The organism is Porcincola intestinalis, assembly GCF_009696445.1.
GTDB classification, from domain to species: Bacteria; Bacillota; Clostridia; order Lachnospirales; family Lachnospiraceae; genus Porcincola; species Porcincola intestinalis.
The window spans coordinates 24,865-40,613 of the sequence record NZ_VULZ01000016.1; the positions used below are offsets into that span (position 1 = coordinate 24,865).

Below are 15,749 nucleotides of genomic sequence, written 5' to 3' on the forward strand. Positions count from 1 at the left end.
AACCTGCCCGTCTGAGACGGGCAGACAGTGATTCTGATACCAGCCGTCTGCACAGCCGAAAAAGCCTTTTTATGCCAGGCTCGTGCAGCGGCGTCTGAAAGCCTTTTATAAACTATTATAACACAGGATCGGGAATATTTGACGGTTCCGGCTGCACATGCCCGCCCTGAACGTGGAATCGCTTGTCGATGTGAAAGCCGGAACGGACATACTCCTCGATTCCGGTACATGTGATGAAGGTCTGGATATCGCCGATCGACTCCAGAAGCGCCTGCTGTCTGCCCGCGTCGAGTTCCGACAGAACATCATCCAGAAGAAGTACAGGAGAATCCCCTGCCTTTTTCTTCACCAGCTCAATTTCAGCCAGCTTCAGAGAGAGTGCCGCACTCCTCTGCTGTCCCTGAGATCCGTAATGTCTCAGATCCACCCCGTCAGACGAAAATACAAGATCATCCCTGTGAGGACCTGTCATCGTGCTGCAGAGATAAAGATCCCTCTGTCTGCCGTCCTCAAGCGCCGACGCATACGCATCCGCCTCCACATTCTTCTCATAGCGGACGCTAAGATGCTCCCTTCCTCCGCTGAGCTTTTCGTGAATCGGCCGGATAATCTCATTGAGCATCTGTACAAAGGATTCTCTGATGCGGATGATCATACTGCCGTACCGGACCAGCTGCTCATCCCACACATCCAGTGTCTCCATGTCCCGCCTGTCCGTTGAAAGCGTCTTCAGAAGCTTTCCGCGCTGTTCCAGTACCTTGTTGTAGGACGTGAGGGCAGAGACATATACCTTGTCAAGCTGGCAGAGCTCCATATCCAGAAAACGGCGCCGACCGGCCGGTCCATCCTTGATAATCGACAGATCCTCGGGAGAAAAGAGGATGAAATGTCCGAGCCCGATGAGTTCAGCTGCCCGTCTGACAGGAACCATGTTGACGGCGATTCCCTTCGCCCTACCAGCCCTGAGGAGCAGATCGATGCGCCAGGAGACATCCCCCTTCCGCATTATCATCTGAAGATGGGATTCATTCTCCCCGAACCGGATCATCTCCCGGTCTTTGGATGTCCGGTGGGACTTCGTCGTTCCGCAGACATAGACCGCCTCCAGGATATTGGTCTTCCCCTGCGCATTCTCACCGTAAAACAAATTCGTCCCTGGAGAAAATTCCAGAGAAAGCTCCTCATAATTTCTGAAATTCTGCAGCTTCAGAGAATCAATCTTCATCAGCGGACCCTGATCTCCTCACCGCCGAAGGCAACAACATCTCCTGCGTGAATCTTCTTTCCTCTCATCGTACAGACTTCCCCATTCACGGAAGCCTTTCCTTCCTCGATGGCATATTTCGCTTCCACGCCGGAATCCACCAGACCTGCCGCCTTCAGAAGCTGGCCAAGCTTGATGAAATCCTCCTCGCCGTGCAGTTGAAACTCTCTCATATGGCACCTCCTGCGCCGCTTTCAGAACGCTGACTCTATTCCGCCGCCTGACTTATGCCACAAAGTTGACCGGAAGGATCAGGTAAACGTACGACTGCTGCTCATCCCGGATGAAGCAGGGAGACTTCGAGTTGAGGAAATAGATTGTAATCTCATCATCCCGGATGACATTCAGGGCATCTGCGACAAATTTCGGATTGAAGCCGATCATCAGATCCTTTCCGTCCTTTGTGATCTGGATGTCGTCACTCATCGATCCTCTTGCCGGAGAGTTGATCTTCAGATTCATGTCCCGGTCTGCAATCGAGACAACCAGAGGACGCTTCTCTGATTCACTCGTAAACAGCATTGCACGGCTGACGGATGCCGCAAGATCCGCCTTCCGAACCGTAATCTTTGTGTCGAAGTCATTGGACAGCATCTGGTCAATCCGGAAATAAGTTCCTTCGATCAATCTCGATACGACAATGGTTCCCTCCAGATCAAACAGAACCTCATTCTTTGTAAAATAAATATGGACCTTGTCCTCCTCCTCGCCGCTCATGATCTTCTGAAGATCGGACAATGTCTTTCCCGGGATGATAACCTTGAAGGTCGGAACGACCTCATCCAGCTTCATCCGCCTGATTGCGATGCGGTGCCCGTCCAGACAGACCATACGGATCTCATTCTCGTTGGTCTCAAGCAGAGCGCCGGTCATCAGCTTGTTTGCATCGTTGACCGCGATCGAGAAGATCGTCTGCTCGATCATCTCCCGGAGTGCGAACTGGCTCATGACAACCGGATTTTCCCGGTCAATAGACGGAAGCGAAGCAAACTCGGTCCCGTCCTTTCCGACAATCCGAAGCTCGGTGTTCTCGCATGTAATCCGGATCTGAAGATTGCTGTCCGTCGTGATCGTCACTTCGCTGCTCGGAAGCTTGGAGACAATGTCTGAAAAAAGCTTCGCGTCGATGCAGATCAGACCCCTCTCATCGATCTCTCCGGAAACGACCGTCTCAATGCCCAGCTCCGTATCGGTTGCCGTAAACTTGATCTGGTCAACCGTCGCATCGATCAGAATGCAAGTCAGAATGTCCATCGTTGTCTTGCCGGGGATCGCACTCATAACGGTCCGGATCGCTCTTTGAAGCTCTGTCTTCTGTGCTCTGATTATCATATCTGCATCTCCCTTATGATGATATCTGTTGACTGTATCTGCATCCCCTCTGTCCTGCACGGTCAGACACCGGCTTCAAAGGAAGCAGTAAAAAGAAAAATCATCAGTACCCTTATTATAGCGCTGTGGATATGTGGAAAACTCCTGAAAATGCTTATTTTTCGCGGATTTCAGGAGGCAAATCTGTGTGAAGAACTGTCTTCAGTCATCCACAATGCGTCCGGATGATCCTGATTTTATCCACCCGGATTGATTTTACGCTTCAGGACATCGATTGTTCTCTGCATGTCAGGATACTGAGACATCTCGTCCTCAACAGCTGTGATACCGTGCATGACGGTCGAATGGTCCCTTGCCAGCACCTTTCCGATGGATTTATACGGAAGATCCAGCATCTCCCTGCAGAGATACATCACAATCTGACGCGGTTGTGCGATCTCGGCATTGCGCTTTTTTGACAGAATATCGGCTCTTGTGATCCCGAAGTGCTCCGAGACGATATCGATGATTGTATCGGCTGTAATCGGCTGTCCCTCCTCCGGGGATATGAGATCCCGCAGGGCATCCTTTGCCAGCTGAATATCGATCGGCCGCCCGTGATCGAGACGGCTGAAGGCAATCAGCTTGATCAGCGCCCCCTCCAGCTCACGGATATTGGACTTGATGTTGGTTGCAATGTACTGCAGAACCTCATTGTCCACCTGGTACCCTTCTGTTTCCGCCTTCTTCTGCAGAATGGCCATCCGGGTCTCGTAATCCGGTTTTTTCACATCTGCCTGAAGTCCCCAGGCAAGACGGTTCTTCAGCCGGTCATCAAGCGCGTCGAATTCCTTCGGAGGTCTGTCCGAGGAAATGATGATCTGCTTGCTCTGATCAAACAGGTCGTTGAACGTATGGAAAAATTCGTTCTGTGTTGCATCCTTTCCGATGATGAACTGAATATCATCGATCAGGAGAACATCGATGTTGCGGTACTTGTGGCGGAACGCATTGAGCATGCTCACGTTGTTGGAATTCTTGAGTGCGGAGATCAGCTCATTGGTAAAGACCTCGGAGGAAACATAGCGCACGATCTTGTCCGGCTGTGTCGTGATGATGTGATGCGCGATCGAATGCATCAGGTGTGTCTTTCCGAGACCGGAACCTCCATATATAAAGAAGGGATTGTACACCTTACCCGGAGCTTCCGCGATTGCGACAGCGGCTGCGTAGGCAAAACGGTTGTTTTCGCCTACGACAAAGGTATCGAAGGTGTAGCGCGGGTTGAGTCCCGCCTCCTCAAGCGCAAGCCTGGCCTTCGGGGGAATCTCCTCCTCCGTTTCCTTCTTCTTTGCCTGGTTGGCTGTCCGCAGCCGGTTCTCACGCGCCTGCTCGGGCGTGATATATTCCAGCTCGTACTCCACACCCGTCATCTCCGCAATCGCGACTTTCAGCTGGATGGTATACTTCTTCTGAATATACTCGATTGCCATCTGCCCGTTCGGGACAAGGATGCTGATCGTGTTTCCTTCAATCTGAAAGATGGTCAGCGGCTTCAGCCATGCCTTGAACGCGACGTCAGAGACTTCATATTCCTGATGGACATTCTCCAGAATGTCCGCCCATTTTTCTTCAACAACTTCCATAAGAAATAACCTGCACTTTTCATACGATGCGGAAAAATGTCAAAATTTGACACGAATAGGTAAAGTTTACTTGAAAGCGGTGTTTTTTTCAACAGCAGGAAGGAGGGGGGTGTGGATAACTTCATTTTCGGGATGTGGATGCAGGAAACCGTGTTTTACGGGATTTCCGGTCAGAAATCAGAAAAAATGCACGCGTGAACACATAGTTGTCCACCGTGCTTTTGAGAGATATCCACATAAAAAGGTGGATAAGTTTTTCGCTTGACGGGGCATTCGCTTCTGCATATAATTATAGCGATGTTTTCTCGATTAACTGTGTACGGACTGTTTCCCTATAGCAGAAAAGAATATGAGAGAATAGACCGGCAGCTGTTGAGGCAGCCGGGAATCGGGAGCAAAGGGGGTGTTTGAACCATGGCAAAGATGACATTTCAGCCGCATAAGAAGCAGTATCACAGAGTCCACGGGTTCCGCGCCAGAATGGCGACAAAGGGCGGAAGAAAGGTTCTGGCTGCAAGAAGAGCAAAGGGAAGAAAAGCTCTTACCGTCTGATGCGGATATTGAACTTAGCAGGGAATTATGAGGAGAGAGTTTCGGAGATGCTTCGAAGCTCTTTCTTCATATTATGCAGGGTGCAGCCCCGTCTGAATGGCGGGCGATTTGGCAGATATTTATGAAATACTCGAATACATCAGAAAGTCTGAAAGACAATCGGGATTTCCAGAGGGTGTACCAGTATGGAAAGTCTGCTGCAAACCGGACACTCGTTCTGTATGTGTACCCGCGGGCGGAGAAGATGAGACAGCTGGAGCAGATCCCTTATTCATGGAAGATGGCGGGGTATACGAAAAACCGTGTCGGCATATCGGTGAGCAAAAAAGTGGGAAACAGTGTCGTGAGACATCATCTGTGCAGACTTGTGAGAGAAAGCTATCGTTTGAATGAAGACAAATTCGACAGGGGCCTCGATCTCGTCGTGATCGTCAGGCCGGGCGCGAGAGAACTGCCGTTCTCTGATATTGACCGCGCGCTGCTCCATGTATCCCGGAAGCTCGGGGTGCTTCAGAATAGGGAAGGAGCAGAAAAGAAGAATACAATCGGGGAGAGCAGATGAAACATATGATGATCAGGGCAATCCGCTGGTATCAGAAGTATCTGTCTCCACTCAAGACCACCCGTTGCCCGTATATTCCGACCTGCAGCAACTATGCCCTGCAGGCAATCGAAAAGTACGGCGCGCTGAAGGGCGGTATACTTGCAGGCTGGAGAATTCTGAGGTGCAATCCATTTTCGCACGGAGGATATGACCCGGTTCCGTAAGGAGAAAGGATAATCATGAGCTTACTTACTCAGAGCAACAAATTTCTGATCGGCCCTGTCGCGGTTGCGCTGGGGTGGGTCATGGCTGGTCTGTTCTGGCTGATGTCCCTGATCGGGATCAGCAACATCGGTCTGGCTATCATCCTGTTCACCTTCGTGATTCTCATGGCGATGCTTCCGCTCACCTACCGTCAGCAGAAGTTTTCCAGAATGACGCCTCTGATGCAGCCGGAGCTGAACGCAATCCAGAAGAAGTACAAGGGAAAGACCGATCAGGTCTCGATGCAGAAGATGAACGACGAGACAAAGATGGTTTACGCGAAGTACGGCGTCAATCCTGCCGGCTCCTGTGTCCAGATGGCGATCTCGATGCTCGTTCTGTTCCCGCTGTACAATGTCATCATGAACGTTCCGGCGTATGTGCCGGCTGTCAAGAGGGTCTTTGAGCCTCTGGCGTCCGCTCTTCTGAAGGCACCGGGTGCTGAGAAGTATCTGACAGGGATTGCTTCCTCGATCTCGGCGACGACCATCACGAAGAATTTTACCGAGAATACAATCATCGACACGCTCTACAAGTTTCATCCGTCGACCTGGGCGGATCTTGCAAAGCAGTTTCCGGATCTTGCCGGTACGATTGATACCTGCAAGAACACGATCAACCGCATGAACTTTTTCCTCGGTTTGAATATTGCTGATACGCCGATGAATATCATTCGTACACATGCATCCATCTGGCTGGTGATTGGTGCGGTGCTGATTCCGGTGCTGGCAGCGGCTTCTCAGTGGATTTCTGCAAAGCTTTCCATGGAGATGTCACAGGGGGCTGCCGGAGGAGCGGATCAGACGGCGGCGACGATGAAGACGATGAACACCGTGATGCCGCTGATGTCCGCGTTCTTTACGCTGACCCTTCCGGTTGGTATGGGTATCTACTGGATTGCGTCCGCTGTGATTCGTACCATCCAGCAGATTTTCATCAACCGCAGGCTGGAGAAGGAAGATGTAAATGAGCTCCTTCAGAAGAACCTTGAAAAGCAGAAGGAAAAGATGGAGAAGAAGGGCGGCGTGTCCGGACAGTCGATCATGAAGAATGCCACGATCAACACCAAACAGATTGAGGCGCCGGAAAATCCGAGGCTGTCTAAAGCACGTACGATGCAGAACAAGGCAAAGAATCTGTCGGAGGATCTCGGCAGCGAGAAGAAGAATGTCCGGCGTGGATCGCTGGCAGAGCGGGCAAACATGGTGTCAGAGTACAACAGAGAGCATCAGAAGAAGTGAGGCAATTTCATGAGCGAGTCTATCAGAGTCAGCGGAAAGACAGTCAATGACGCCATCCTGAATGCTGCCATTGAGCTGAATACAACAAGCGATAATATTGAGTATACGGTGATTGAGCACGAGTCGAGAGGCTTCCTCGGGATCGGGGCAAAGGATGCCGTGATCGAGGCATCGGTCCGCAGGGAGGTTGAGAAGCCGCAGAATTCTGCAGAGTCTTCAGCGGAATCCCGGCAGGCAGAAAAGGATGCAGCTGAAAGGGCTGAAGAGCCGGGTGAACCGGTGGCAGAGCAGTCAGAGCAGACGCCCGGAACTGCCGGCGGTGAAGATGCGGCTCAGAAGGCAGGTATGGCATCGCAGCCGGACAGCCTGTGCCAGGACGAGAGCACTGGTGCTGCAGCATCCAAAGCAGAATCCGTGCAGGAGAACGAGGAAAGCTACGAGTCCAGACGCGAGAGAAGAAACAGCGATATCAAGGTGCTGGATGATCCAAGTGAAGCCATCGAACGGGCTGAGACATTTCTGAAGAATGTGTTCTCCTCGATGGGGATGACGGTGAATCTGAACTCCTCCTATGACGGAGAGTGCCTGAACGTCTCGATGGAAGGAGACGAGATGGGACTTCTGATCGGGAAGAGAGGACAGACACTGGATTCTCTGCAGTACCTGACTTCTCTGGTTGTCAATAAGGGAAAGCCATACTATGTCCGGGTCAAGCTGGATACCGAGAACTACAGAGAAAGAAGGAAGGCGACGCTTGAGAATCTGGCGAAGAACATCGCCATGAAGGTTAAGAAGACCAGACAGCCTGTCTACCTGGAACCGATGAACCCGTATGAGAGACGGATCATCCATTCAGCTCTGCAGGGAGATCCGTTTGTCACCACACACAGTGAGGGTGAAGAGCCGGACAGAAAGGTTGTCGTCACCCTGAAAAAGGATGCGGACCTCGAGCTTCTGGATCGGAAGTATGGAGACAGAGGTCACAGAGGCGGATACCGGAACGGGCATGGCTACGGCCGCGGATCGAAGAGTGGCTACAGCCGGGGAGGACGTTCCCCCAGGTACAGTGATCGTGAGGATATGAAGGAAGAGTAAAAGGATTCCGAAGACATTCCAGAATGATATGAGTGGTAAAAGTACCTTTTGCCACTGTAATCACAGAATAACTTTATCGAACGCCCACCGCATGGTTTGAAAACAGGCTGTGCGGTGGATTTTTTATGCCGCCTTCGTCATGGCGGATTCAGTACAACGGTTTCTATATGGTGGCTTGTACGGTTATCTCCCGTACGCAGTTCAGCCAGGAGCTGCCGGGTGCCTTCTTGTGTTCTGTCCGCCGGTCGTGTAATATGAATAATCGATCATTAAGGAAGTGGAGAGTGAAATGTGGAAGATAGAGGACACAGACACGATTGCAGCCATATCAACAGCTGTGTCGGAGTCTGGAATCGGGGTGATCCGGATCAGCGGACCAGATGCCGTTGAGATAGCTGACCGGGTTTACCGGTCACCGGGCGGGAAGAAAAGACTTGCGGAAGTGGACACTCATACCATTCACTATGGCTTTATTGTCGAGCCGGAAGCAGCTGGAAATGCTTTGCAGAGCGGTATATCGGATGCTTCTGAGAAGTCTGCCGATGTGATCGATGAGGTGCTGGTTTCTGTCATGCGTGCACCGAGAACCTATACGGCGGAGGATGTGGTGGAGATCAGCTGCCATGGAGGCATTCTGGCTGTGACCCGTGTTCTGGAGGCTGTTCTGAAGGCCGGGGCGAGAGCCGCACATCCGGGGGAGTTTACGAAGCGTGCATATCTGAACGGAAGAATCGACCTGACGGAGGCGGAAGCCGTTATGGACGTCATTGAGTCGAAGAACCGGTTTGCGCTCCAGAATGCGGTCAGCCAGGTTCAGGGAACTCTGTACCGGAAGATCGAGGAAGTTCGGAAAGAGATGCTCTATCAGTCTGCTCACATCGAAGCCTGTCTGGATGATCCGGAAGCGCTTTCATTTGAGGCATACCTGCCGGAATTTTCCAGTGAAGTGCAGCAATGGACAAAAGAGTTGTCTGCACTGCTCGCTACAGCAGATTCCGGGCGACTGATGCAGGAAGGAATCCGGACGGCCATCGTCGGAAAACCCAATGCAGGCAAATCCTCGCTGATGAACCTGCTTCTGGGGGAAGACCGCGCCATTGTCACGCCTGTAGCCGGAACAACAAGAGATGTGCTGACAGAGACGATTACCGTCGGCGGCATGACGCTCGTTGTGACGGACACTGCCGGAATCCGGGAGACAGATGATCTGGTTGAGAAGATCGGGGTGCAGCGCGCAAAGGGTGCGATCGAGCGGGCTGACCTGATTTTCTATCTGATCGATTCATCAACATACATCGATACAGAAGACCAGGAGATTCTCAACCTGATTCAGGGAAAGAAGATCATCATCCTCCAGAATAAGACGGATCTGCATACGCTGACCGATGAACGGCAGATTCGCAGGATGGCTTCAGAGACAGGGCTTGGAGACGATATTCCGGTCATTCCATTTTCCGCAACAGAGAAGACAGGGCTGGATGAACTGGTATCCGCGCTCAGAACCATGTTTTTTGATGGAAAACTGTTGTTCAATGACGAGATTGTCATTACGAATGCACGCCACAAGGAGCTGCTGAAGCGTGCACTGGAGAGTCTGAAGCAGCTTTCAAAAAGCATCGACAGCCAGATGCCCGAGGATTTCTATACAATAGACCTGATGAGTGCCTACGAAGCACTCGGTGAGATCACAGGACAGGAGGCCGGTGAGGATCTGGTGGATGAAATTTTCAGCAGGTTCTGTATGGGAAAGTGAGGAGACATGGCAAGGGTAGAAGAATGGACAGATGTGATTGTCGTCGGTGCCGGACATGCAGGCTGTGAAGCCGCGCTTTCCTGCGCAAGACTCGGACTTTCCACTGTGATCTTTACAGTGTCGGCGGATTCGATTGCCATGATGCCCTGCAATCCACATATCGGTGGAAGTTCAAAGGGTCACCTGGTAAGGGAAATAGATGCGCTTGGCGGCGAGATGGGAAAGTGCATCGATCATACATTTCTGCAGTCAAAAATGCTGAACCGGTCAAAGGGTCCTGCCGTCCACTCGCTCAGAGCGCAGGCAGACAAGGATGCCTACAGCATGCGGATGAGACAGACCCTTCAGAATCAGGAACATCTGACAATCCGGCAGATGGAGGTCGATGAAATTCTGACGGATGCGTCAGGAAAACTGACGGGTGTGAAGACCGATTCCGGCGCAATCTGGCACTGCAAGGCCGCGATTCTCTGTACAGGAACGTATCTGAACGCACGGTGCATCTGCGGAGATATGGTGACCTATACCGGTCCGAACGGACTACAGTCAGCGACACACCTGACAGACTCCCTCAGGCGTCACGGCATCGGGATGAAGCGGTTTAAGACAGGAACTCCCTGCAGAATGGATGGAAAAACCATCGACTATTCGAAGATGGTACCGCAGACAGGGGATGTACCGGTTGTTCCTTTTTCCTTTGAGACTGATCCGAAGGATGTGCAGATCGATCAGGCAGTTGTCTGGCTCACGCATACGACAGAGGAAACACATGACATCATCCGCCGGAATCTGGACAGGTCACCGCTGTATTCAGGGAAAATCAGCGGAGTGGGGCCCCGCTATTGTCCTTCGATCGAGGACAAGGTAGTCCGGTTTGCGGAGAGAAAGAGCCATCAGGTATTTGTCGAACCGCAGGGAAGAAATACGAATGAAATGTACATTGATGGAATGTCCTCCAGCATGCCGGAAGATGTACAAATCGAAATGTATCGATCAGTACCGGGACTCGAGCATGCCAATATTGTCAGAAATGCATATGCAATCGAATATGACTGCATCGATGCCCAGCAGCTGAACCGAACACTTGAATTCAAGAAGATTCCAGGGCTTTACGCCGCCGGGCAGATGAACGGAAGCTCCGGGTACGAGGAGGCTGCGGCGCAGGGGCTTTATGCCGGCATCAATGCGGCACTGAAGATCTGGGGGAAAGCCCCCCTTTTGATTGAACGATCGGAGGGATATATCGGGGTTCTTGTGGATGATCTCATCACGAAGGAAAGCACCGAGCCATACCGGATGATGACCTCCAGGGCAGAGTACAGACTGCTTCTGCGGCAGGATAATGCAGATCTGAGACTGACTGAAAAGGGTTATCAGGCAGGGCTGATTTCATCGGAGAGATACCAGCGTTTTCTAAAAAAGAAGGGACAGATTGAAGAGGAGACGGAGCGAGTCCGCCATGTCATGATCGGAGCCTGCGAAAGGGTGCAGGACTGTCTGAAGCGGTGCGGAAGTGATCCGCTCTCGACATCTGCATCCCTTGCGGAGCTGATTCGGCGGCCGGAGCTTGATTACTTCTGTCTGTCGGAAATCGACCCGGATCGCCCGGATCTTCCGCCCCAGGTTCAGGAAGAGGTCAATATTGAAATCAAGTACGAAGGGTATATCAGAAGACAGGAGAAGCAGGTTGCACAGTTTGAGAAAGCGGAAAAAACGCTGATTCCTGATGAAATTGATTACGCTCAGGTACCAAGTCTCCGGATTGAGGCGAGGCAGAAGCTGATGAAGGTAAGGCCTGCCTCGATCGGGCAGGCGTCCAGAATCATGGGTGTGAATCCGGCAGATCTTTCCGTCCTTTTGATTTATCTGAAAAAAATGCGTGGAGAGAGGAACAGTGAAGGATGACTGATAAATCGATCAACGAATGTCTTTCTGTACTGAGGATGCGCTGTAAGGATCTTGGAATTGTCCTGACGGAGGAGCAGATCAGACAGTTTGAAATCTATTACAATCATATGATTGAAAAAAACAAGGTCATGAATCTGACGACCATTACGCAGCCAATGGAGGTCGTGGAGAAACATTATCTCGACAGCCTGCTGGTGGTTCGTCATGTTGACTTAAGCCGTGAGATCAGCATTCTGGATATGGGAACCGGAGCAGGATTTCCTGGCATTCCATTGAAAATCGTTTTTCCGTATCTTCGTGTGACACTTGCTGATTCTCTCAATAAAAGAATCCTTTTTCTGGATGAGGTGATTGATGCATGCGGGTTAACCGGGATTGATACTGTTCATGGAAGAGCAGAGGATCTTGGCAGAAATAAGAATGACCGTGAACAGTATGATCTCGTTGTATCCAGAGCTGTAGCAAACCTGTCAACGCTTAGTGAATATTGCCTGCCGCTTGTGAGAGAGGGAGGACTCTTTATCTCCTATAAATCAGCGGAAATCGAAGAAGAATTGAGAACTGCACAGAAAGCCATTCGTCTGTTGGGCGGTACAAAAAGCAGGGTGGAGAAGGATACCATTCCTGGAACAGCACTTGAAAGAAGTTTTGTGATCATTCAAAAGAGTCAGAAAACCCCGGCAAAATTCCCGCGAAAGGCGGGAATGCCGGGGAAAGAACCAATCATATAACGCCAGCCTTTTCAGCAGCATTCAGGAATGACTTTGGAAACTCCATCATAGGAAGGTACTTCGTCTTCGCAACCGGGTAAGCCTGAATGTTGTTGTTAAGGGTTGTATATTCTCTGATAATATCGGAAGAATGCTCGACACCTTCTCCATAGAGAATCGTAAATCCTGCCTGCGTTTTCTTCAAAGCCTTCTGAATATTGACTGTCAGATAGATGCCCTTGATGGAGGCCAGCAGATACTTTCCTGCACATTCATGGTAATGAGCACCCTCATAAAACGCATCTATAAGCCGGTTGTTACTGCGGAACGGATTGTAGAGATAGTCTTCCGTAAAGCGGTAATCCAGATTCCTGCGGGACATCTCAATATTGTAAAGGCTCGTTCCAAGCACAGGAAGTGAGAGAAGAAGCTTTCCGATTCTCGAACGTCTTGATTCCGTTCTCCCGAGATTTCCGAGACTCTGAGGGTTAATCGCCGTGATCTGGTGAATCAGGGAAGCATCCAGAACGGAAACCATCAGTGCAATAGAAGAGGAATATCCGTCTGCAATTACATCTGTTTTTCTTTTCACCACCTTTTTGATAAAGCTGCTCAAAAACAATACGTAAAAATAGTTGGTATACGTCGTATTGGGTTTCGCAGAGCGCCCGCATCCTGGAAGATCCACGATGTAAAGGGTGTGATTTTTGCTCAGAGACTCGACCACATCAAACCATACATATCCGCTCTCTGCAGGGTTCACATCATGAAGCAGAACGATTGGGGTACCTTCTCCAATTTTCTGATAGAAAATATCCCCGTACTTCCAATTATAGTATTTGCCGACACCCGGTTTCAGCATATTTTTTGATGTGGAAAACGAAGTTATAACCCGATTTGCTATATGCATGGTGCAGAGTGCCAGAATGTCAAGCTTCAATAGAGTCTTGATATGTTCCTTCATACTAACCATAAATTCACCTCATACATGTATACCTGGCCTGGGATGCAGGCTGTCAGCCTGATATCTGCAAAATTCAATCAAACAGAACCTTTTGCTTCTTATTTACGATTATGCGTGGTTTTGTTACTTCGCAGCTTTCACCACTCACCTACGTTCAGCATGCTCGTGTTGCCTACACGTCGCTTCATGCAACAATTTGGTTGTGCCAATACGTACAGCTACCAATCGCATGCAAGCGCGAGAAATATCCGATTTTTGACACCGTAATCATTATAGTATGTTTTCAATTGATCCGCCACCGCAATTGAACCCTTATTGGAAAAATATGGTGTTTCACGTGAAACATCAAATCTCGTTGAACATAAAAAAATGATACATCATTGAATATGTAAAGAATGTTTCACGTGAAACATATAAAACGGACATATAGAATATGAATATAGAAATAGAGATAGAAATAGAAAAGGAAGTGTTGAATGTGGATCATATGTTTCACGTGAAACATTATAGCCATGAAAATTGATGTGTGTTAAAATAAAGTCCGAATGCGAGGTGGAATATGGGGAGAATAATCGTCATCGCAAATCAAAAAGGCGGAGTCGGAAAAACGACGACTGCGATTAATCTATCAGCTTATATTGCGATCAAAAAGAAGAGGGTCCTGCTGATTGATATGGATCCACAGGGAAATGCTTCCGGTGGATTCGACATTGACCCGTCATCTGTCACGAAGACGGTATATGACGTCATGCTTGGAGAAGCATCAATTGAGAACGCAATCATCAGTAATGTCAGGCCAAAGCTTTCAATTGTTCCCTCTGATGTAAATCTGGCGGCAGCTGAAATCCAGTTATCGGATGTTGCAGATAAGAACCATATATTAAAGAAGGAACTTGGAAAAATCAGGGATAAATACGATTACATTATTATGGATTGCCCTCCGTCCCTGAATATTCTGACGATCAATGCGATGTGCGCGGCTGATTCAGTCATCGTACCGCTCCAGTGTGAATATTATGCGCTTGAGGGACTGGCGCAGCTGATGCAGACGGTATCACTGATACAGGAACGCGAGAACGATCGACTGAAGATCGAGGGAATCGTCTTTACCATGTATGATGGCAGAACAAATCTGGCAACTCAGGTTGTGGAGAATGTGACGCAAAATACAGATAAAAAGATCTATAAGTGTATTATTCCGAGAAATGTCCGACTGGCGGAGGCTCCAAGCTATGGAATGCCGATCACGGAGTATGATCCGAAGTCTTCCGGAGCGAAGGCCTATGAAAAACTTGCGTCGAAAGTGATTCATTACAGGAGGACTTGATGGCTAGAAGAAGTGGATTGGGCCAGAGAGGCCTGGATATTCTGATTCCGGAAAAGAATTCCGGCGGAAGAAAAAAAGATGCTGCTGAAAAAACGAAGAGGGCGAAGAAATCCAAAGCAGTGCCGGTAAACGAAAAAAATGAAGTGGCCGGAATCACAGAAGCCGCAGAGGATATTGACGGTACAGAATCAGCCGATGGTGCAAAGTATACAGAAGGATTAGAAACAGCTGAGACTGTGGAGAATGTAGGAAAAGACGCCATTGCGGCGGATTCTGAAACGGAAGATGGAACAAAATTTAAAAATGCCTCTGAATCAAGAGATGAAAAGTCAGATACAGCGGATGAAGGAAATTTAATCAAGAGTGGTCAGCTTGAGGTTGACATCAATCTGGTGGAGCCGAACAGAGACCAGCCACGAAAAAAGTTTGATGAGGATGCCCTCCAGGAGCTTTCAGACTCTATCAAAGTACATGGTGTGATACAGCCCCTCATTGTCCAGATGAGAGAGGGCTATTATGAAATCATCGCCGGTGAGAGAAGATGGCGGGCGGCAAGACTGGCGGGTCTGAAAACAGTCCCTGTCCTTGTTCGTGATTACTCAGACAGGGATATCATGGAGCTTTCCCTGATTGAGAATATTCAGAGGCAGGATCTGAACCCGATCGAGGAGGCAGCGGCCTATAGAAGGCTGATTGATGAATATCAGCTGACACAGGATGAAGTAGCCGAGCGTGTTTCCAGAAGCAGAGCCTCTGTGACAAATTCTCTGCGTCTATTGAAGCTGGATGAACGAGTTCAGAATATGCTGATCAGCGAGATGCTGTCAACCGGACATGTGCGGGCACTGCTTGCCATTGAGGACGGAGAACTCCAGTATCAGACAGCCCAGAAGGCGTTCGATGAAAAATGGAGTGTCCGGGAGGTAGAAAATTATGTCCGGAAACTTCAAAAGAAACCGGTTCCGGAGAAGAAACCGGTGATCAGCCAGCAGCTTCAGATCATCTATCAGGACATGGAGGAGAAAATGCGGACCTCTCTTGGAACAAAGGTCAGCATTCAGTCGAAAAATCCGGAGAAGGGCAGAATTGAGATAGAGTATTTTTCAAGTGATGAGCTGGAGCGTGTATATCACGCCATTTTAAACAGTGATGAAAGCTGAGTGAGGAGAT

15 protein-coding genes are annotated in these 15,749 nt (G+C 49.7%); 10 read left to right on the plus strand and 5 right to left on the minus strand.

The window, feature by feature from the left end; all coding sequences use genetic code 11:
• Positions 1–115 precede the first annotated feature (115 nt).
• The 4 genes from recF to dnaA all read right to left on the minus strand — a co-directional run bounded on the left by recF (position 116) and on the right by dnaA (position 4,221).
• Positions 116–1,225, minus strand: coding sequence for a DNA replication/repair protein RecF (gene recF / locus FYJ35_RS12625; RefSeq protein ID WP_154527090.1), 1,110 nt, complete (start codon positions 1,223–1,225; stop codon positions 116–118).
• Positions 1,225–1,437, minus strand: coding sequence for an RNA-binding S4 domain-containing protein (locus tag FYJ35_RS12630; RefSeq protein WP_154527092.1), 213 nt, complete (start codon positions 1,435–1,437; stop codon positions 1,225–1,227). The genes recF and FYJ35_RS12630 overlap by 1 nt, the downstream gene beginning before the upstream one ends.
• Positions 1,438–1,489: 52 nt before the next feature.
• A complete protein-coding gene (gene dnaN, locus FYJ35_RS12635; protein ID WP_154527094.1) occupies positions 1,490–2,596 on the minus strand; it encodes a DNA polymerase III subunit beta in 1,107 nt (368 codons plus the stop codon).
• A 236-nt stretch (positions 2,597–2,832) separates the two neighbouring features.
• Positions 2,833–4,221: a chromosomal replication initiator protein DnaA gene (gene dnaA / locus FYJ35_RS12640; RefSeq protein WP_154527096.1), complete on the minus strand. Its 1,389-nt coding sequence runs from the start codon at positions 4,219–4,221 to the stop codon at positions 2,833–2,835.
• Between the two features lie 414 nt (positions 4,222–4,635).
• Here dnaA and rpmH point away from each other — a divergent pair, with 414 nt between their 5' ends.
• The 8 genes from rpmH to rsmG all read left to right on the plus strand — a co-directional run bounded on the left by rpmH (position 4,636) and on the right by rsmG (position 12,309).
• Positions 4,636–4,773, plus strand: coding sequence for a 50S ribosomal protein L34 (rpmH, locus tag FYJ35_RS12645; protein WP_154527098.1), 138 nt, complete (start codon positions 4,636–4,638; stop codon positions 4,771–4,773).
• Between the two features lie 121 nt (positions 4,774–4,894).
• Positions 4,895–5,335 (plus strand): ribonuclease P protein component, encoded by a 441-nt coding sequence (gene rnpA / locus FYJ35_RS12650; protein ID WP_154527100.1) that lies wholly within the window; start codon positions 4,895–4,897, stop codon positions 5,333–5,335.
• Positions 5,332–5,541 (plus strand): membrane protein insertion efficiency factor YidD, encoded by a 210-nt coding sequence (yidD, locus tag FYJ35_RS12655; RefSeq protein ID WP_154527102.1) that lies wholly within the window; start codon positions 5,332–5,334, stop codon positions 5,539–5,541. Before rnpA ends, yidD begins: the two co-directional genes overlap by 4 nt.
• A gap of 15 nt (positions 5,542–5,556) precedes the next feature.
• On the plus strand, positions 5,557–6,822 hold the full coding sequence (locus FYJ35_RS12660) for a YidC/Oxa1 family membrane protein insertase (protein WP_154527104.1): 1,266 nt from the start codon (positions 5,557–5,559) through the stop codon (positions 6,820–6,822).
• Between the two features lie 9 nt (positions 6,823–6,831).
• Complete coding sequence (gene jag / locus FYJ35_RS12665) at positions 6,832–7,917, plus strand: RNA-binding cell elongation regulator Jag/EloR (protein ID WP_154527106.1); 1,086 nt, start codon at positions 6,832–6,834, stop codon at positions 7,915–7,917.
• Between the two features lie 289 nt (positions 7,918–8,206).
• A complete protein-coding gene (mnmE, locus tag FYJ35_RS12670; RefSeq protein WP_154527108.1) occupies positions 8,207–9,670 on the plus strand; it encodes a tRNA uridine-5-carboxymethylaminomethyl(34) synthesis GTPase MnmE in 1,464 nt (487 codons plus the stop codon).
• Positions 9,671–9,676: 6 nt separating this feature from the next.
• Positions 9,677–11,575: a tRNA uridine-5-carboxymethylaminomethyl(34) synthesis enzyme MnmG gene (mnmG, locus tag FYJ35_RS12675; RefSeq protein WP_154527110.1), complete on the plus strand. Its 1,899-nt coding sequence runs from the start codon at positions 9,677–9,679 to the stop codon at positions 11,573–11,575.
• Positions 11,572–12,309, plus strand: coding sequence for a 16S rRNA (guanine(527)-N(7))-methyltransferase RsmG (gene rsmG, locus FYJ35_RS12680; RefSeq protein WP_154527112.1), 738 nt, complete (start codon positions 11,572–11,574; stop codon positions 12,307–12,309). Before mnmG ends, rsmG begins: the two co-directional genes overlap by 4 nt.
• Here the strand turns inward: rsmG and FYJ35_RS12685 are convergent.
• Positions 12,302–13,261, minus strand: coding sequence for an alpha/beta hydrolase (locus FYJ35_RS12685; RefSeq protein WP_154527114.1), 960 nt, complete (start codon positions 13,259–13,261; stop codon positions 12,302–12,304). The two genes, rsmG and FYJ35_RS12685, sit on opposite strands and share 8 nt — an antisense overlap.
• 550 nt (positions 13,262–13,811) lie before the next feature.
• On the opposite strand from FYJ35_RS12685, the gene FYJ35_RS12690 reads away from it, so the two are divergent.
• Together FYJ35_RS12690 and FYJ35_RS12695 are read left to right on the plus strand one after the other, a co-directional pair.
• On the plus strand, positions 13,812–14,579 hold the full coding sequence (locus FYJ35_RS12690; protein ID WP_154527116.1) for a ParA family protein: 768 nt from the start codon (positions 13,812–13,814) through the stop codon (positions 14,577–14,579).
• Positions 14,576–15,739 carry a ParB/RepB/Spo0J family partition protein gene (locus FYJ35_RS12695; protein WP_408634796.1) on the plus strand — a complete coding sequence of 388 codons (1,164 nt, stop codon included), beginning with the start codon at positions 14,576–14,578 and terminating at the stop codon, positions 15,737–15,739. Before FYJ35_RS12690 ends, FYJ35_RS12695 begins: the two co-directional genes overlap by 4 nt.
• The last annotated feature ends 10 nt before the right edge of the window (positions 15,740–15,749 follow it).